This is a genomic window from Nocardia sp. CC201C (genome assembly GCF_030010695.1).
In the GTDB taxonomy this organism is placed as follows: Bacteria; Actinomycetota; Actinomycetes; order Mycobacteriales; family Mycobacteriaceae; genus Nocardia; species Nocardia otitidiscaviarum.
Map to the genome: position 1 here is coordinate 1 of NZ_JASCXP010000139.1, position 16,505 is coordinate 16,505.

A 16,505-nucleotide genomic window follows, 5' to 3' on the forward strand; every position below is an offset into this window, starting at 1 on the left:
GGATCCGCTCATAGGTGTAGTCGTCCAGCGGGAAGCTCACCGCGTGGCGGTGCGTGGTCAACGTGCTGTTGGGGCGCAGCAGCGCCGCTTCGCCGTGCTGGTTGAAGTAGTAGCTGCGGGCGGTCGAACACCGGCCGCCGTAGAACACCGAGGAGCCCAGCTTGTCGGTGACGGACTCCAGGAAGGCGGCGTTGGCCGCCTCGGTGACCTCGAAGACCTGGGCGCCGCGGCGGAACATCTCACCGAACAGGCGACCCATATGCTTCATCTGCGCCTCGATGGTGGTGAAGTACGACAGGCCGCTGTAGGAGTACGGGCTGTTGAGCGAGATGAAGTTGGGGAACTTCGGGATCGAGATGCCCTCGTAAGCCTGGAAGCGGTTGTCGCGCCAATACTTTCCGAGGTTCACCCCGTCGCGGCCGATGATCTCGATGGCCGGGAAGTTCACATCCCACAGATTGAATCCGGTGGCCAGCACCAGGGTGTCGATCTCGGTCTTGTGCCCGTCCGCGGTGACGATGCCGTCGGGTTCGATGTGGTCGATGGAGTTGGTCTCCAGGCGCACATGCGGTTCGTTGAAGGTCTTGAAGTAGTGGTTGGAGAAGGTGGGCCGCTTGCAGCCGAAGTCGTAGTCGGGGGTCAGCTTCGCGCGGGTTTCCTTGTCGCGCACCTGCGCTCGCAGATGCGCCTTGGCGAGGGCGGCGGCGGCCTTGTTCAGCGGCTTGGCCTGCTTGAAGTGCAGCACCCCGACCACCATGAGCGCTTCCAGCATGGTGGTGTTCACCAGGCGCGCACCCTGCTGGGTCACCGGGAAGCGCTCGAACAGCTGCCGCACCGGCGCGGGAATGGGGGCGTCGACCTTGGGCACCACCCAGATCGGGGTGCGCTGGAAGACGGTGAGCGCCGAAACCCGTTTGGCCAGTTCGGGAATGAGCTGCACGGCGGTCGCACCGGTGCCGATGATGGCGGCCCTGCGGCCGGTGAGGTCGTAGTCGTCCTCCCACGCCGTGGTGTGGATGATCTTGCCCGCGAAGCCGTCGATGCCGGGGAACGGCGGGGTGTAGGGCTGGGACAGGAATCCGGTGGCGGCGAGCAGGTAACGCGCGGTGAGGGTTTCGCCGTTCTCGATCGACACCACCCAGTGCTGCTGTTCGCCGTCCCAGCGCGCGCCCCCGACCACGGTGTCGAAGCGCATGCGGCGGCGCAGGTCGTACTTGTCGGCGACGTGCTCGGCGTACTTCTTCAGTTCCGCGCCCGGCGCGAACAGCCGCGACCAGTGCGGATTGGGTTCGAAGGAATACGAGTAGGTCACCGAGGCGATATCCACGGCCAGCCCCGGGTAGCGGTTGACGTGCCAGGTGCCGCCGAGGTCGTTCTCGCGCTCCAGGATCACGAAGTCGCTCAGCCCGAGCCGATCCAATTCGATGCCCGCGCCCATTCCGCCGAATCCCGCGCCGACCACGATGGCGTCGTACTGAGGTGCCACGCCGAACCTCCCATTGAAAATGATTCACGTATCACGGAATGACATCTCATTCCGTTTGTGAACACCGTATCATCGGGGGCGTGACGAAGCCATCCTCGAGAATCGAACGCCGCAAGGCCGAGCTCCGGCAGGAGATCATCGACACCGCGTTCGCCTGTTTCGCCGAGCGGGGCTATCACGCCACCGGCATCGCCGATATCGCCACCGAGCTGGGCATCGGCCACGGCACCTTCTACCGCTACTTCGCCAACAAGCGCGACATCATCGATCACGTCATCGACGATCTGGCCACCCGCATCGTGGAGGCGCTGGGCACCGAGAACGCCCCGGACGCGCCCACCAGCCTGCAGGAGTACCGGGAGCAGACCGAGCGCATCGGCGCGGCTCTGAACCGCATCTTCCTGGAGGATCGCCGGGTGGCGCAGCTGCTGCTGTTCCAGGCCACCGGCATCGACTCCGAACTGACCATGCGGCTCTACGGGTTGCTCGACACCGCCGACATGCTCACCGCCGGATACCTGGAGCACGGCGTGGAGCTGGGCTATCTGCGCGAGGATCTGGACGCCCGCAATACCGCACGCGCCGTGACCGGCATGATCCTGGCCGCCATCCTGCACGGGCTGCGCGATACCCGTGACGGCGAGGAGACCGATATGTCGGAGATGACCCAGGCGATCCGCCGCCTGCTCATCGACGGCGTCCGAAAAGACTGAGCCGTCCGAAAAGACCTAGCCGTCCGGAATGAACCGCGCCGCCCCGAAAGACCGATAGATCCGATCACCACCGTGCGGAATCACGCTGCGAGGCAGGCCATCCCACCTGACCGGACCTCGCTCGCGACCGGCTCCGGCCCGCCGTGCACAATGACCCGCGTGACTCCCGAGGAAGTCCGCCGCAAGCGATTCGGCAAAGCCCGCCACCACGGCTACAACCCGGCCGAGGTGGATGCCTTCTGCGCGCGCATAGCCGATACCATCCTCGGCCGCGACCACCTCACGGCCGCCGATATCCGCCAGGTCCAGTTCGGCGCACCGCCATTCGGGCACCGCGGCTACGATCAGGAACAGGTCGACGACTTCCTCGACCACGTGTGCATCGAGCTGGAATACCTCCGCCGGGGCCGCCGCCGGGTGCCCACCGCGAACGACGCGCAGGCCCTCACCCACGACGACGTGCTGCGCATCCAGTTCTCCGCTCCCCCGTACGGCCTGCCCGGCTACGCGGCCGCGGAGGTGGGCGCGTTCCTGGACCGCCTCGCGGCCACCCTGGCCCACGACGGCCCCAGTCGACTCACCGCGGACGAGGTGCGCCACACCGAGTTCCACACCGTCGCCCACGGCTACCCCGCCTACCACCGCGAGGAGGTGGACGCCTTCCTGGACCTGGTCGTCCGCCGGCTCGACCGACAGCGCTGACCCGAAGCCCTTGGCGGACAAGGCCATTCGGGCGTCCGCGGTCTACAGCGAGAAGCGCTGCCGGACAGCCTCGGCCATGCCGGCTTCCTCGCCGACTCGGCCCCGGCCGTGGCGGTTCCGGTCAGCGGCGCACCCGACGCCAGCTCCAGGACCGACCGCCCAGACCCGAACGGCTGCCGTTGCCGTATCCGGCGAGGTGCAGGGCGACGAGCAGGAGCCCGACGATGACGAGCGTGCCCGAGGTGACGGTGTCCCCGAGGGTGGCGTCGACCAGATCGAAGACGAGCGCGAGACCGAAGACCGCGGCGGCGGCGATGGCGAGCATGGTGGGTACCTCCTGTGTTCGCCGGCCGGATACCCGCCGGTGGTGCGATCAATCAGACCCGCGATCGCAGCACCCGCGCTTCGTTCGAGCGCCGGAGGTCGGGGTGCCACACTCCCGACGCGCCGTCCGACCAACACGCCGAACTCGCGATAATCTGATGCCATCCGTGCCCCCACCACCAGGCAACCTCGTACCGTTAGGACATGACCGCCGTGCACGAGTCGATCATGACGACCGAGGAGTTCGAGAAACTCGCCGAGGCGGCGGACCGCATCGCGGAAGGCGTACGACTCGAATTCATCGACGGGCAATTGGGGGCCAAGGCGATGCCGGACGGGGACCACGGTCGAATCATCCAATGGCTCATCCGTCTCTTCGTGTCACTTCGCCCCGAGTTGTTCCTCACTCCCGAGCAGGGTCTACGGGTCGATCGATACCGCAAGGGCCGTGCCCGACCGGATGGCGTCCTGGCCGCCGCCGATGCGTTCGTAGGCCAGGGCGAGTGGGCAGACCCCGAACCGGTGCTGATGGCAGTCGAAGTCACGTCCGGAGACCAGGACACCGAACGCCGCGATCGCCGGGAGAAGCCGAAGGCGTACGCCGACACCGGTATCCCGGTGTACCTGCTGATCGACCGGGCGACATGTGAACTGGTCGTCTACAGCGAACCGAATGGCGAGCGATACGAGCGAGTACTGTCCGTCCCCTTCGGCGCATCGGTACATGTGCCGCCCCCGGTGGATGTTCACCTCGAGACCGAACCGTTGAAGGCGTGGGTTCGGTGAGACGCGTCGGGGTCAGCGGTCGACGGCGAATCTGACCTCGATCGCCGTGCCGGTGGCGTCCAGACGTCGGACGACGCCGTTCAATTGCGCCGCCAATGCCGTAACCAGGCGCAGCCCAAGGGATTTGGTGGTGCGAAAGTCCAGTTCGGGCGGCATGCCCGCGCCGTCGTCGCTGACCAGCAGGCGCAGGACGCCACCGTCGAGCGGGCAGAGCTCGACCAGGATCTCTCCGGCGCGATCGCCGGGAAAGGCGTGCTTGAGGGCGTTGGTGACCAATTCGCTGACCAGCAGTCCGCACGGTACCGCGATGTCGACGCCCAGCCGGACGTTCTCGACCTTCGCTCGGAGCTGGATCCGCTGCTGGTCGAGACCGTAGGAGCGAATGAGGTTGCCGGTCAGGGTGTGAATGTAGTCCCCGGCGTCGATCTGCGCCGAACCCTCGGACTGGTACAGCTTTTCGTGAATGAGCGACATCGAGCGGATGCGGTCCTGGCTCGCCGTGAACGCGTCGCGCACCCGGCGATCGGTCAGGCGGCGGGTTTGCAGGCTGAGCAGGCTGGTGATGATCTGGAGATTGTTCTTGACGCGGTGGTGGATCTCGTCGAGCAGAGTCGCCTTCTCCTCGAGTGCGGCCCTGATTCGATCGTCGGAGTGCTTGCGGTCGGTGATATCCCGGAACACCTCGATGGTCAGGGCATCGGCACCGGCTCCCATCGAGTTCAGCACGACGTCGATGGGGAACTCGGAGCCGTCCCGGCGGCGGGCGCGGAACTCGGCGTCGGGTGAGCGGCCGTCGGGGGGATCGGTGAAGTTGTCCCGGTGCGCGCGGTGCCGCTCACGCAGCCCCTCGGCGATCAGTGATTCCACCGAACGGCCCACCAGCTCCCCGGTCGGATAGCCGAACATGAGCTCGGTGCGCGAGTTGGCCTGGACGATGCGGCCCGCGGCGTCCAGGACAACGACACTGTCGGGAGCGGATTCGAACAGACCGCGCAATCTCGACTCACTCGACCGCAGCGCCTCCTCCGCCTGACGCCGTTCGCCGCTCTCCTGCCGCAATTCGATGTAGAGCCGCTCCACCTGGGCCCGCACGGCCTCGGTCTGTTCGGCGCGCCGCTTGGTGGTGGCCGCGAGCGAACCGACCGTACCGGCCGTAATGACGAAGACCGCCAACAGAATCCAGTCGTCGAGATATGTCGGGGCCTCGAACCACCCCAGATCCGGTGAGAGAAATACCGAATTCCAGACGAGGACCGCGGCGACCGAGGTCGCCAGTGCGGGAGTTCGCCCCCATCGCAGCGCGACCAACAGGACGACGAGCACATAGACGAGTGCCGATGTCCCCGGATTGTCACGGATCAGATCGCGCAACGGCCAGAGGACAGCGGTGGCACCCACTAGCCCCGCCAGCGCGGCTAGGTAGGGAATCACCTTCCCGTCCTTCAAGATCGGCGCCCCCCATCACAGTCGGACTCACCGCCCATCCTAAGCGCCCCGGTCGCTCCGCAGTATCGCATGAGGTGTCGCCACGGCTGAACAGTCCCCACGACATACCTGCTGGTCGTCCGCGCGACCATGTGGCGAACTAGTCGAAGAGGTCCAGGGTCGGCTGATCTTCGCGGGCGCGCACCTCGATGGAACCGAAGACCAGATCGGGCGGCGGCACCAACCCGAGATGCTCCCAGGCCGCGGCGGTGGCGACGCGGCCGCGCGGGGTGCGGGCCACCAGTCCGGCACGCACCAGGAAGGGTTCGCAGACCTCCTCCACGGTGGCGGCCTCCTCCCCCACCGCGACCGCGAGCGTGGAGACGCCGACCGGCCCGCCGTTGAAGCTGCGGACCAGCGCGCCGAGTACCGCCCGGTCGAGGCGGTCCAGGCCGAGCACGTCCACGTCGTAGACCGCGAGGGCGGCATGGGCGATCTCGCGGGTGACCAGACCGTCGGCCTTGACCTCGGCGTAGTCGCGCACCCGGCGCAGCAGCCGGTTGGCGATCCGGGGCGTGCCCCGGGAGCGGCCCGCGATCTCGGCGGCGGCGTCCGTGTCGATGCGCACACCGAGGATCTGCGCCGAGCGCAGCAGAATCCGTTGCAGCTCTTCGGGTTCATAGAAATCCATATGGCCGGTGAAGCCGAAGCGGTCGCGCAGCGGGCCGGTGAGCGCACCCGATCGCGTGGTCGCGCCGACCAGGGTGAACGGGGCGATATCCAACGGAATCGACGTCGCCCCCGGACCTTTGCCGACCACCACGTCGACCCGGAAGTCCTCCATGGCGAGGTAGAGCATCTCCTCGGCCGGTCGGGCGATGCGGTGGATCTCGTCGATGAACAGCACATCGCCCTCGCCGAGATTGCTGAGCATGGCCGCCAGGTCGCCCGCGCGTTCCAGGGCCGGGCCGGAGGTGATGCGCAGTGCCGAACCCAATTCCCCGGCGATGATCATCGCCATCGAGGTCTTACCCAGACCCGGTGGGCCGGAGAGCAATACGTGATCGGGGGTACCACCGCGCCCTTTCGCGCCGCGCAGCACCAGCGCCAGCTGTTCGCGCACCCGGGGCTGACCGATGAAGTCATCCAGGGACTGCGGGCGCAGGCTGGCCTCGACCTCACCGTCGGTCTGCTGATAGCTCGCGCTGACCGGGGAGTCGCTGTCGTCGAATTCGTCGGAGTCGTCGAACATTCGGGCGTCCTATCGGTTCGTGCCCAGCACGCTCAGCGCCGCGCGCAGCGTCTGCGAGGTGCCGAGATCGGGCTGCTCGGCCAGAATGGCGTCCACGGCGGGTTCGGCCTGTTTGACGCCGAAACCCAGCCCGACGAGTGCCTCGACGACCTGCTCGCGCACCGGCGTGACCGCCGGCGCGGGACCTGATCCGGGCGGACCCGATTGCACCGGAACGAGATTCACCTTGTCACGCAGTTCCACCACCATGCGCTCGGCCCCACGCTTGCCGATACCGGGCACCCGGGTGAGCGCGGCGACATTGGATTCGGCCAGGGCCTTGCGCAGCGCCTCGGGTTCCAGCACGGCCAGCACCGCCATGGCGAGTTTCGGACCCACGCCGGACACGGTCTGCAACAGGCCGAACAGTTCGCGCGCCTCGGTATCGGCGAAGCCGAACAGCGTCATGGAGTCCTCGCGCACGATCATGGCCGTGTAGAGCCGCGCCTCCTCCCCACGGGTGAGCGTGGCCAGCGTGGCGGGCGTGGCATTGAGCCGGTACCCGACCCCCGCGGCCTCCAGCACCACATGGTCGAGCCCGATCTCGAGCACCTCACCGCGTACCGACGCGATCACCCGGATACCGCCTTCCGTTGCCGGTCCAGCCTGTCCTGTACAGCCGCCGCGCGGCCAGCCCGAGAATACGCGCCACCCCCATCCGCTCACCGCACACGAACAACTGTTCGAGAGTCTAACGGACCGGCGCGGGCCGACCGCGGACCGACACGGGCCGCAGGCGCATTCGCCGGGCACTCTGTTGTTCAGGGGCTGCTGTTCAGGGGCCGCTGTTCAGGGACCCGCCCCGGCGGGCGCGTTGCGGAACTCGGGCGCGCGCGCCCGTCACCGCTGCGGCAATTCAGGTCGCGCCGCTCAGCGCCGCCTCGAACACCCGGTAGGCATCCTCGCTGAACAGCACGAACCGCACTTCCCGCACGGACGTTCCGGCCGTGCGCACGGTCTTCACCGCGATGCGCGCGCCGTCGTCCATGGGCCACCGGAATATCCCGGTCGACACCGCTGGAAAGGCCACCGACTCCGCGCCCAGCTCATCCGCGACCCGCAGCGATTCGCGATAGCAGGACGCCAGCACCGCCGACCGATCCTCACTCGCCGACCACACCGGCCCCACGGTGTGAATCACCCACCGCGCGGGCAACTTTCCCGCCGTCGTCGCCACCGCCCGCCCCTGCGGCAGCCCCCGCCCGTACTTCGCCGCCCGCAACGCCCGGCACTCGGCCAGAATCTCCGGCCCGCCCTTGCGATGGATGGCCCCGTCGACCCCGCCCCCACCCAGCAGCGAGGAATTGGCCGCGTTCACCACGGCGTCCACTTCCTGCTCGGTGATGTCGCCGCGCACGATCAGCAGATCGACCATGCCGCCGATTCTTTCACGCGGCCGCACCGCTACGCGGCCGGAATTCCCGCACCGCTGGCCGCCACAGTTCCCGCACCACTACGCCGGGGGCGAGCCCCACACCACTACGCCACGGAGCGCTTCCTCCCCCATGCGACGGAGACACCCACACTCCTACGCGACAGGGTTCCGCCACCATCTACTCGCGGCGGAGATTCTCATACCTTTACGCGGCGAGGGACATCTCGACCACTACACCGTGATTCTCTCCATCGCATACGCGGCGTGACCCCACTGCTACGCGGCCAGGATCATGGGCCGCGACCGATGCGGCGACCGTCCGCGCGCCTCCCGGTCGAGCCGGGCGCGGATCTCCTCGACGGTGCGCCCGGCTCCGCGTCCGGCGGCATGCTCCGGCTGATGCGCGGTGGCCAGCCGCCAACCGACCAGAACGCCCATTGCCGCGCCGAGCAGCAGATATGCGATCGCGCCGATCATCGCGCCCACCTCGAATCGCCGGAGTCGCCGTCCTCCGGGCGGTGTCCACGACTCAGCACCGGCACCAGTTCGAGGAAGTAGCGCCGCGCGGCGCAATTCTCCCCGCAGTCCCGGTGTCGCAGCAACGCCCGTCGCGCCACCTCGAGGTTCAGGATCGGATGATCCGGAACCCGGTGAAAGATCGGATTGTCGCCCATGTCGTCAGCTCCCCACATGCGGGGCATCGGCGGGCACCAGCTTGCCCGCCTCGATCAGCAGCCGCTTCGCCTGCGCCTTCGCCGGACACACCGAAACCGGACATCCTCTGTGGTCCTGCATGATTCGATGCGCGCGCGACGGCGTGAGCGTGGAATCCGGTACCGCGCTGTGCGCTACCGGGGGAAGTTCGTGCATGGTCGGCCACCTCCTCGAAGCTCTGGAATGCGTTAGGGCTGTGGAGAATCCCCTGACCTCGGGGAATGCCGTCAGTACACTCCGAATCACCGGGACTGCGCACCCCCGGACACGCGTTTCGGCCGAGAAAGCGCGGTAATTCCACCCAGCGCCTTTCCACGGCAGAGCTTTCCAGAATTGGGTTCATCCGATAGTTAGGCAAACAAGATGCTGACCGGATCAACACTCGCCCGCCGCGCGCTGGGACGCGAACTCAAGCGCCTGCGCGAGGCGGCCGGAATGAATCAATCCGTCGCGGGGCGAGCCATCGGGGTATCGCCCCAGACCATAGGGCGTATGGAGGACGGGTTACCGACCAAGGTGTCGGACTTGTACATCAATACGCTGTGCGACGCCTACGCGGCCGTAACAACGGAACGAACGATGCTGCTGACGCTGGCATACGAGGTACGGGCGACCCGCAAGGCGGGTGGTGGCTGGTGGCGTGCCTACGCCGATGCGATGCAGGTTGGCTTCGACCACTACATGAGCCTCGAAGAATCTGCACAGCGGCTGGGAATCTGGAAGACCGCGGTCATACCCGGCCTGCTCCAGACTGCCGAGTACCGCCGCTCGATCGAGTGGACCCAGCATCCCGATATGCCTACCGAGCAGGTCGAGAAGCGAATCGAGATAGCACTACGTCGGCAGCAGCGGCTCGGTGAAGCCGACTTCACCATCGACGCGATTCTGTGGGAAGCCGTTCTCCGCGACCAGATCGGTGGCTCGCGGGTCATGGCCGACCAGATGCAGAGACTGCTGGAGGTGTCGCAGTCGCCGAACGTCTCCCTGCGCGTCGTGCCCTTCGATTGCCAACGCCATCTCGGATCCTGCGTGGGATCCTTTGTGATACTGGAGTTCTCGAACCTCGCGGCGACTGGGTTGACCACGCCACCCGTGGTGTACGTGGAAGAATACGCGGGAGATCTGTACCTGGAACGTGAGTCCGAAGTGAGTCGCTACCGCACTGCGTTCACCGAGATCAGCCGAGCGGCACTGGACGAGGACTCCACCAGACAGCTCATCCTGTCGATAGCGAAGGAGCACTCGCAGTGAAGATCGACCTAGCCCAGGCCGAATGGTTCAAGTCCAGTTACAGCACGTCCGGCAAAGAGTGCGTCGAGACCGCGCACCTGCCGCACGGCATAGTCGGCGTGCGAGACTCCACCTTGGGCACCACGAGTCCCGTCCTGCTGTTCAACGGACCAGCGTGGGACGCGTTCACCGATTCCGTCCGAGCCGGGGACTTCGACCGCGCGTGATACTGGATCAATGCCGGTATCGGGACCAACCGGGATAGGCGGGCAATGTTACCGGCGGCTCATCGGACGTTACGGTCTCAGGTTCGGCGGGCGCGTCGGGATCAATGGTCGCCATCCAGGGAGCACACCGCTCATCGGGCAACTCACCGGGCGGATTCAGATCGACCGTCCACCCCCGAAACAGGTTCTCCTGCGGAGCCTGCCACACTGCGGGACCCGCCGGACTCGGCGGAGGGGCCACAGCCGTTGTCACGTCAGGGTTCGACGGGTCCGGAGTCGGCGGACGATAATCCGGGTCATTGCTGATCAGTCCGATATCCCGCAGAATACCGGTACGGCTACGAGAAGAATTGTACCCTCCGTCAACCTTGATCGCGTAATCCTTGAACGCCATGCAGACATAGGCGGTGAATCCCGTATCCGTTGGGACTATCTCAAGGATGTGCGAGTACAGCGTCCCGTAGATCGGCCTGCCGCGACCCGTTACAATCCGGAAGTGGAGGTCGCGCTGCCGTTCGTCGGTCACAGCCTCATCGAACCCCGGATATGACTGCTCCGCCCCCGCCACTTGCTCTGCTACTTCGAGTGCTTCGATAGCGGCGCGGGTGAGGGTGGGAAACGAGTCGAACAGGTCGATGCCGGGTTCAGCGGACCAAATCACCGTAGCGTTCCGCACTGCCGGGGGCGGCGTATACACCGGGGTACCGGGTTCTGTGGGTACGTCGGGTTCGCTCCCGGTGCACGCGGTCGCCAGCAGCACGGCGAACATCACGGATACGACGCGAGAGTACCTACCGCTCACCATTCCCGGTGCCTCCATCGATTGTAATCAGCGGAACTCGCGCTGTTGTTCTTCAATACACTCTCCAGGGCCACCTTGCTGTCACTATTGCCTCGGTACAGCACCGCACTATCGTTGATATTCCCCGATTCGGTGACCGCGTCGGTGTAGTCGGTCTTATCCCCCAGCCCGCCACTCTTCAAAATCGCCGGCAACGTGTTGTATCCGTTATTGACCGCCTCCCTGACTGTCCTATCTTCTGCTGCTTCCGCGCTGAGTTGCACGTAGGGTTTGAGCGTGCCGTCAGCATTACGGAATACCTCCGGCACCGTCGCGACGTCGATGTGCCCACCGTTGACAAGCCCCTGCATCATCGCGTACATGCGGTTATTGGCATCGCCGATCTCGTTTGGATTGTGGTTCTTGAATTCCGCACCATCAGCACTCTTAATCTCGAGCTCCGGGAACGGATTCACGAATTTTCCATCCACCGAGACGATATCGTTCTTGAAGAATTCCGTAACCGCCGCCGCTCCCGCGTATGCGGGACCGAATCCGCCGAGCATGATCTGTCCTGCGGTGTAGGCGGCGGCGTACTTCTGCTGTTTAGCGGTGTCGGCGTCCTGGGCATTGAGTTGCCGGTCGGCGATCTCGGCGTCGATACCGGCGTGCACCGCCCAGCGCAGATCACCGGATTGGGTGCCGAGCAGGTGTTCTTCCTCGCCATTGGCGTAGCGGTCGGCGTAGATGCCGTCGATACGTTCGGCTTCGGCCAGGGCAGCACTGTTGATGATGGCGGCCGCCTCGGAGTCGGTATTCAGAATGCTGAACACCCGGGCCGCCTCGACCGGCCCGCCGAGCGGGCCGAATCCGGCGGTGTTCTTCAGATCGTCATTGGCGTCGACCAGATCGAGGGTGTACGGGGCGAGCGCGGCGGCCAATGCCTTGGTCGCGACCGGGTTCACCTCCCCGAGCGACTGCCCGTCGTGGCCGGGCATATCGAGCCAGTTCTCGTACAGGTTCGTGCCGTTCGCTCCCGACTCGGTGGTGGAGAGCAGCTGTGCCAGGCCGTACGCCGCCTCACCGGCCCGCTCCGCGCGTTCGACCTGCGCCGGGTTGCCGGGGTCGGTGATGCGCGCGTCTTCGTTGGTCCAGGTGAACATCTCCGACAGCGCCGCGCCGTCGTCACGCCATTCGTGCTGGAGCAGCGGCACGATCACATCGTCGCGGTGGTAGCCGTCGTATGCCTGCCCGGTGGTGTCCTTGCCGAACAACTCCTCCGGGCCGTTGCCGGTGAGCAGCGCGTAATTGGCTTCGTCGCTGCGGGTTCCGGCACCGACGAAGTTCTGGATCGTCTGCTCTCCGGCCCCGTCGTAGCTGCCACCGCCGGACCAGGCGTCGGCCAGACCTGCCAGGTGCGCGCCCTGGCGGGTCAGCTCCATGCCGAACCGCTGCCCGGGTTCGTAGCCCTCCCCGGCCGCATTGACCAGGCTGGCGAACCGCCCCAGGTCGCGTTGATAGTCCGGGCTCGCGCCGCTGTTGTTGCCGAACAGCCCGCCGGTCCGGTAGTCGTCGGGCACCTCGCGGGTATTGCCGTCCGGTGTGTCCAGGCCCGGCCGGGTGCCGACCAGCTCACGAATCTCAGGGGGCAGCCGATCGTATCCACCGCGCACCACTCCCGAGGGCCGCACACCGTCGCGCACGACGACCTTGTCGTTCGACAGCGTCATCAGACCGTTGGCGAGGTTCTCGCGCAGCTGTATCGCCTGCGGAGAGCCGTTGCTCTCCAATTGCGTTGCGAACTCGAGCAACCCGTCACGCCCGGCGCTGGCGTAGAACTCGGTCAGATATGCCATGGACGACAACGGGACGGTGACTTCCTGACCGTTGGCGAGCGCTTCGAGCTGGTCCGGGGTCAGGCCCGTCTCGGCGAGCCGCGCCGCGATGCGCTGCATCTGGGCATCGGTCGCGGTGCCGTCCGCGATGGCGATACCGTCCTCCCGGCCGGTCTCGTACCCCAGCTCGGAATCATTGACCAATCCGCCTTCGGGCAGCGGGGAATTGATTCCGTCACCGAAGTAAATGCCGCGATCACGCGCCTCCCCGGACGCGGCGACGATCTTCTGCGCTTCCTCCATGGCGGCATCGCGCAGCGACAGCAGCGCCGTGCGTATGGCGTCCTGATGGAACTTGCAGTTGTCGCGGATCTGCTTGGCCTGCTCATCGGTCACGCCCTCGGGCTTGGTCGCCCCGACCAACCAGGAATCATTGACCGTATAGGTTTCCCCCGCGACCGCGCCCGCCGGGTCTTCGGCGTCGGCGACCTTGTTCAGCAGATTCTCGCGTTCATTGTGCAATCGGGTGTCGGCGGCCCGCAGTGCGGTGACGACGTCGTCGACCTCATCACCGACCTTAAGGCTTTCCCGGTGCTCCTCGCCGACTCGGTTGTAAGCGGCATCATGTGCGTTACCCGCCCAACTGCCGTTCAGGTTCGCGAAGTGTGTCGGCATCGATCCCGACAACTCGCCGTACGTCTTCGCCGCCGCCTCGATCGTCGCCGCCAGGTCCGACAGCGCGCTGGTACGCCATGCGGTGACGTTCGCCCGGGTCAGGTTCCATTCCTGGGCCATCAGCCGTTGTCCGCCGCCTGGAAGTCGAATCCGGCCATCAGCTCCACGAACTCGCCCTCGGACACCGTCTCGGCGGCGTTGTACACACCGGTGGCCTGGTCGATCGCGGAACCGATCCGCCCGATCCGCTCGGCCACCCGATACCAGGCGCGTTCGATGTTCTCGGTCGCCAGGTCGGCGGTGTCACCGAGCGCCGTACCCGGCAATGCGGCACCGACGGACTCCGCGAACGATCGGACATCGATGCCGTCTATCGCGACCTTCACCCCCGCCAGTGTTGTGGCCAAGGTCCTCAGCTGATCGATATCGGCCTGCACCAACATTGGTCATCCCCCCTCGCAGCACACGGACTTCAGTCGGATTCCAAGGCCCGATCGTACGACAGCACGCGATCTACCACCATGGAGGATCGATGATGCTGCCGCGCATGCGTTCGGCCTCCCAGTCCTCGTAACTCATGGTGGTCTCGGTGGGCTCGGTCGTCGGCGGTTCGGCCGACGCTGTCGTCGACGCCTGAGGTGCGGGCGAGGCTTCCGCTTCCTCGGATTCCCGCATCGCTCGCACGAACTCCGCCGGAAGCCCGGCATATGGGTCGGTCGCCATCCCATCTCCTCCCCGCCCGTTCCGTGCCTTCCAGTCAACCACGACGGCACGCCCGCCCATTGTCGTGCGCGAGTGAACGACGTACCGACGCGTCACGCCGCTGTTTGTCGTCCGCACCCCAGGGTAAGTCGCCGACAGGCCCGGCATTTCGGGCAGCGCGATCCGCGGTGTTCCGAGTGCCGGATCGTAGAAAGGCGATGAGGATATGGCGACCTACAACACCAGCACCAGACGATGGACTCCGGTACAGCTCGCCTCCGCCGCCGTCGGCGCGGTATTCCTGCTGGTAGGCGTGCTCGGATTCATTCCAGGCGTCACGACCGACTTCGACACCATGAAGTTCGCGGGCCACGAGTCCGGGGCCGAACTGCTCGGCGTCTTCCAGGTGTCGATCCTGCACAATATCGTCCACCTGCTCTTCGGCGTCGCGGGCGTACTGGCGGCGCGCACCATCTCGATGTCACGCGGCTTCTTGATCGGCGGCGGCGTGATCTACCTGGCCCTCTGGATCTACGGCCTGGTGATCGACAAAACCTCCGACGCCAACTTCGTCCCCCTCAACACCGCCGACGACTGGCTGCACTTCGCCCTCGGCGTCGGCATGGTCCTCCTGGGCCTGCTGCTCCCCCGCCTGGCCACCCAGACCGTGGCACGGACCTAGCGCCAGCTCGGCAGCCACAACTGCTGCTGCCATACGGCCGGCGTGATCGGCATGGCCGTGAGTATCGGATAGAGCCAGGCGAAGTTCGCCACGACCATGCCGAGATACAGACACACGATCAATAGACCGAGGCCCCGTCGCTCGGTGGAATCTCGGGCTCTGCCCAGGATTCCACCGAGTGCGAGGGCCATCATCATGATCAGGAACGGTGCCATGGCGGTGGCGTAGAAGAAGTACATCTGGCGGTCCAAGGTGGCGAACCATGGCAGCCAGGCCGCCCCATATCCGACCAGCAGCGCACAATGGCGCCAGTCACGACCGACGACCGACCGCCACAGTGCCCAGCCGAGGACCGGGACGGCCAGCCACCAAATGGTCGGAGTGCCCACCAGCATGATGGCCCGAACACAGGCCGACGCACCGCATCCGGTGGTCTGCGTGGGATCGGGATAGTAGTAGAGCATGGGCCGTAGACCCATCGGCCATGTCCATGGCTTGGATTCCCAATCATGGTGGTAGCCCGCCGAGTTCGTCAGCGTCACATGGAAGTCCAGGATTCTGGCGTGATTGAACCAGAGTGAGCGCAGGGCATCGGGCAGGAATGCGAAGAAGCCGCTGTCGCCGCCGACGGCGTAGCGGTTGATACCGGTTTCGCTGGCGAACCAGCCCGCGTACGACGCCACGTAGAGCGCGGTCGGTACGACTACGAGAACGAATAGTGCGGCCGCCGCATCTCGGAGCAGGACGCCCGGCCGTCGCCCGTGGATACCGACCTCCCGACGCACCGCGAACTCGAGTCCCAAACTCAGGATCAGGAAGGCCAGCGCGAAATATGCGCCGGACCATTTGGTTCCGCAGGCCAGGCCGAGCAGGACGCCCGCACCGAATCGCCACCACCGCACCCCGTGCGGGACTCCCTCGGTCAACCGCACCCGCAGTTCATCACGATCCACCACCAGGCAGCCAAAGGCCGCGGTCACGAACAGTGCCAGGAAGATGTCCAGCATGCCGATGCGCGAGGATACGAAGGTCACTCCGTCGGCGATCAGCAGAATCCCGGCGATAGCGCCGATGAGGGTCGAGCGGCTGAGCCGCCGCACGATCCGCACCACCAGCAGAACCAGTACCGTACCCGCAACGGCCGCCGAGAATCGCCAGCCCAGCGGGGTGTACCCGAAGATCGCCTCCCCGACGGCGATCAGCAGCTTCCCGACCGGCGGATGCACGATCACCGGGAAGGCGGGATTGTCGTCGATCCCCATCCCGTTGGTGAGCATCTCCCACGCCTGCGCGGCGTAGTACTTCTCGTCGAAGACGGGCGTACCCCTGTCGGTGGGCTGCTCCAATCGCACGAACCGCAGGACCGCGGCGACGCATGTCAATACCGCCGTGATCACCCACCCCCGGGCGCGATCCTCCGGTGGCGGATCCGCCACAGGCCACAGCGGGGCGGGACTCACCAGCCGACGGCGTGCCCGCATCCCGGACAGGGCGGACGTGCGCACCGAACCGCCCACACCCGCCACCACGTTTCGACCATACACAGCGCCCGGCTCG

Annotated in this window: 20 protein-coding genes; 6 read left to right on the forward strand and 14 right to left on the reverse strand. The window is 66.2% G+C overall.

Features of this window, described 5'->3' with window-relative positions:
- Positions 1-1,486, reverse strand: a 1,486-nt coding sequence (locus tag QK444_RS16485) for an NAD(P)/FAD-dependent oxidoreductase (RefSeq protein ID WP_282781261.1), incomplete at its 3' end; no start/stop codon positions are given.
- 38 nt (positions 1,487-1,524) lie between these two features.
- On the opposite strand from QK444_RS16485, the gene QK444_RS16490 reads away from it, so the two are divergent.
- Positions 1,525-2,199, forward strand: coding sequence for a TetR/AcrR family transcriptional regulator (locus QK444_RS16490; RefSeq protein WP_282781263.1), 675 nt, complete (start codon positions 1,525-1,527; stop codon positions 2,197-2,199).
- A 150-nt stretch (positions 2,200-2,349) separates the two neighbouring features.
- Positions 2,350-2,901, forward strand: coding sequence for a DivIVA domain-containing protein (locus QK444_RS16495; RefSeq protein ID WP_282781265.1), 552 nt, complete (start codon positions 2,350-2,352; stop codon positions 2,899-2,901).
- A gap of 121 nt (positions 2,902-3,022) precedes the next feature.
- Here QK444_RS16495 and QK444_RS16500 read toward each other — a convergent pair whose 3' ends face one another.
- Positions 3,023-3,226, reverse strand: a complete 204-nt coding sequence (locus tag QK444_RS16500; protein WP_282781267.1) for a hypothetical protein — start codon at positions 3,224-3,226, stop codon at positions 3,023-3,025.
- Between the two features lie 203 nt (positions 3,227-3,429).
- Here QK444_RS16500 and QK444_RS16505 point away from each other — a divergent pair, with 203 nt between their 5' ends.
- Positions 3,430-4,011: a Uma2 family endonuclease gene (locus tag QK444_RS16505; RefSeq protein WP_282781269.1), complete on the forward strand. Its 582-nt coding sequence runs from the start codon at positions 3,430-3,432 to the stop codon at positions 4,009-4,011.
- Between the two features lie 12 nt (positions 4,012-4,023).
- Here QK444_RS16505 and QK444_RS16510 read toward each other — a convergent pair whose 3' ends face one another.
- The 7 genes from QK444_RS16510 to QK444_RS16540 form a co-directional block, all read right to left on the reverse strand.
- Positions 4,024-5,442, reverse strand: a complete 1,419-nt coding sequence (locus QK444_RS16510) for a histidine kinase dimerization/phosphoacceptor domain -containing protein (RefSeq protein ID WP_282781271.1) — start codon at positions 5,440-5,442, stop codon at positions 4,024-4,026.
- 154 nt (positions 5,443-5,596) lie between these two features.
- Positions 5,597-6,688: a Holliday junction branch migration DNA helicase RuvB gene (gene ruvB / locus QK444_RS16515; protein ID WP_282781273.1), complete on the reverse strand. Its 1,092-nt coding sequence runs from the start codon at positions 6,686-6,688 to the stop codon at positions 5,597-5,599.
- 9 nt (positions 6,689-6,697) lie between these two features.
- Positions 6,698-7,303: a Holliday junction branch migration protein RuvA gene (gene ruvA, locus QK444_RS16520; RefSeq protein ID WP_282781275.1), complete on the reverse strand. Its 606-nt coding sequence runs from the start codon at positions 7,301-7,303 to the stop codon at positions 6,698-6,700.
- Positions 7,304-7,583: 280 nt separating this feature from the next.
- On the reverse strand, positions 7,584-8,102 hold the full coding sequence (locus tag QK444_RS16525) for an O-acetyl-ADP-ribose deacetylase (protein ID WP_282781277.1): 519 nt from the start codon (positions 8,100-8,102) through the stop codon (positions 7,584-7,586).
- Positions 8,103-8,378: 276 nt separating this feature from the next.
- A complete protein-coding gene (locus tag QK444_RS16530; protein ID WP_282781279.1) occupies positions 8,379-8,579 on the reverse strand; it encodes a hypothetical protein in 201 nt (66 codons plus the stop codon).
- On the reverse strand, positions 8,576-8,776 hold the full coding sequence (locus QK444_RS16535; protein WP_282781281.1) for a hypothetical protein: 201 nt from the start codon (positions 8,774-8,776) through the stop codon (positions 8,576-8,578). The genes QK444_RS16530 and QK444_RS16535 overlap by 4 nt, the downstream gene beginning before the upstream one ends.
- A gap of 4 nt (positions 8,777-8,780) precedes the next feature.
- A complete protein-coding gene (locus tag QK444_RS16540; RefSeq protein ID WP_081871928.1) occupies positions 8,781-8,972 on the reverse strand; it encodes a hypothetical protein in 192 nt (63 codons plus the stop codon).
- A 207-nt stretch (positions 8,973-9,179) separates the two neighbouring features.
- On the opposite strand from QK444_RS16540, the gene QK444_RS16545 reads away from it, so the two are divergent.
- On the forward strand, positions 9,180-10,067 hold the full coding sequence (locus QK444_RS16545) for a helix-turn-helix transcriptional regulator (RefSeq protein WP_282781285.1): 888 nt from the start codon (positions 9,180-9,182) through the stop codon (positions 10,065-10,067).
- Complete coding sequence (locus QK444_RS16550) at positions 10,064-10,273, forward strand: DUF397 domain-containing protein (RefSeq protein ID WP_282781287.1); 210 nt, start codon at positions 10,064-10,066, stop codon at positions 10,271-10,273. Before QK444_RS16545 ends, QK444_RS16550 begins: the two co-directional genes overlap by 4 nt.
- Positions 10,274-10,280: 7 nt before the next feature.
- Here QK444_RS16550 and QK444_RS16555 read toward each other — a convergent pair whose 3' ends face one another.
- The 4 genes from QK444_RS16555 to QK444_RS16570 form a co-directional block, all read right to left on the reverse strand.
- The gene (locus tag QK444_RS16555) at positions 10,281-11,045 is read right to left on the reverse strand and encodes a hypothetical protein (protein WP_282781289.1); all 765 of its coding nucleotides are present in this window, start codon (positions 11,043-11,045) and stop codon (positions 10,281-10,283) included.
- Positions 11,046-11,071: 26 nt separating this feature from the next.
- A complete protein-coding gene (locus QK444_RS16560; RefSeq protein ID WP_282781291.1) occupies positions 11,072-13,684 on the reverse strand; it encodes a hypothetical protein in 2,613 nt (870 codons plus the stop codon).
- Complete coding sequence (locus QK444_RS16565; protein WP_282781293.1) at positions 13,684-14,007, reverse strand: hypothetical protein; 324 nt, start codon at positions 14,005-14,007, stop codon at positions 13,684-13,686. The genes QK444_RS16560 and QK444_RS16565 overlap by 1 nt, the downstream gene beginning before the upstream one ends.
- Before the next feature lie 70 nt (positions 14,008-14,077).
- The gene (locus QK444_RS16570) at positions 14,078-14,287 is read right to left on the reverse strand and encodes a hypothetical protein (RefSeq protein WP_043599009.1); all 210 of its coding nucleotides are present in this window, start codon (positions 14,285-14,287) and stop codon (positions 14,078-14,080) included.
- 205 nt (positions 14,288-14,492) lie between these two features.
- Between QK444_RS16570 and QK444_RS16575 the strand changes: the two genes are divergently transcribed.
- Complete coding sequence (locus QK444_RS16575; RefSeq protein ID WP_282781297.1) at positions 14,493-14,948, forward strand: DUF4383 domain-containing protein; 456 nt, start codon at positions 14,493-14,495, stop codon at positions 14,946-14,948.
- Here the strand turns inward: QK444_RS16575 and QK444_RS16580 are convergent.
- Positions 14,945-16,429 carry a phospholipid carrier-dependent glycosyltransferase gene (locus QK444_RS16580; RefSeq protein ID WP_282781298.1) on the reverse strand — a complete coding sequence of 495 codons (1,485 nt, stop codon included), beginning with the start codon at positions 16,427-16,429 and terminating at the stop codon, positions 14,945-14,947. The genes QK444_RS16575 and QK444_RS16580 overlap by 4 nt on opposite strands.
- Positions 16,430-16,505 lie beyond the last annotated feature (76 nt).

What these genes read in the sequence shown, in the direction of transcription:
- QK444_RS16490 (WP_282781263.1), top strand. Translation starts at nt 1,525, where the DNA reads ATGACATCTCATTCCGTTTGTGAACACCGTATCATCGGGGGCGTGACG.
- QK444_RS16495 (WP_282781265.1), top strand. Translation starts at nt 2,350, where the DNA reads ATGACCCGCGTGACTCCCGAGGAAGTCCGCCGCAAGCGATTCGGCAAA.
- QK444_RS16500 (WP_282781267.1), bottom strand. Translation starts at nt 3,226, where the DNA reads ATGCTCGCCATCGCCGCCGCCGCGGTCTTCGGTCTCGCGCTCGTCTTC.
- QK444_RS16505 (WP_282781269.1), top strand. Translation starts at nt 3,430, where the DNA reads ATGACCGCCGTGCACGAGTCGATCATGACGACCGAGGAGTTCGAGAAA.
- ruvB (WP_282781273.1), bottom strand. Translation starts at nt 6,688, where the DNA reads ATGTTCGACGACTCCGACGAATTCGACGACAGCGACTCCCCGGTCAGC.
- QK444_RS16525 (WP_282781277.1), bottom strand. Translation starts at nt 8,102, where the DNA reads ATGGTCGATCTGCTGATCGTGCGCGGCGACATCACCGAGCAGGAAGTG.
- QK444_RS16530 (WP_282781279.1), bottom strand. Translation starts at nt 8,579, where the DNA reads ATGATCGGCGCGATCGCATATCTGCTGCTCGGCGCGGCAATGGGCGTT.
- QK444_RS16535 (WP_282781281.1), bottom strand. Translation starts at nt 8,776, where the DNA reads ATGGGCGACAATCCGATCTTTCACCGGGTTCCGGATCATCCGATCCTG.
- QK444_RS16540 (WP_081871928.1), bottom strand. Translation starts at nt 8,972, where the DNA reads ATGCACGAACTTCCCCCGGTAGCGCACAGCGCGGTACCGGATTCCACG.
- QK444_RS16545 (WP_282781285.1), top strand. Translation starts at nt 9,180, where the DNA reads ATGCTGACCGGATCAACACTCGCCCGCCGCGCGCTGGGACGCGAACTC.
- QK444_RS16560 (WP_282781291.1), bottom strand. Translation starts at nt 13,684, where the DNA reads ATGGCCCAGGAATGGAACCTGACCCGGGCGAACGTCACCGCATGGCGT.
- QK444_RS16565 (WP_282781293.1), bottom strand. Translation starts at nt 14,007, where the DNA reads ATGTTGGTGCAGGCCGATATCGATCAGCTGAGGACCTTGGCCACAACA.
- QK444_RS16570 (WP_043599009.1), bottom strand. Translation starts at nt 14,287, where the DNA reads ATGGCGACCGACCCATATGCCGGGCTTCCGGCGGAGTTCGTGCGAGCG.
- QK444_RS16575 (WP_282781297.1), top strand. Translation starts at nt 14,493, where the DNA reads ATGGCGACCTACAACACCAGCACCAGACGATGGACTCCGGTACAGCTC.
- QK444_RS16580 (WP_282781298.1), bottom strand. Translation starts at nt 16,429, where the DNA reads ATGCGGGCACGCCGTCGGCTGGTGAGTCCCGCCCCGCTGTGGCCTGTG.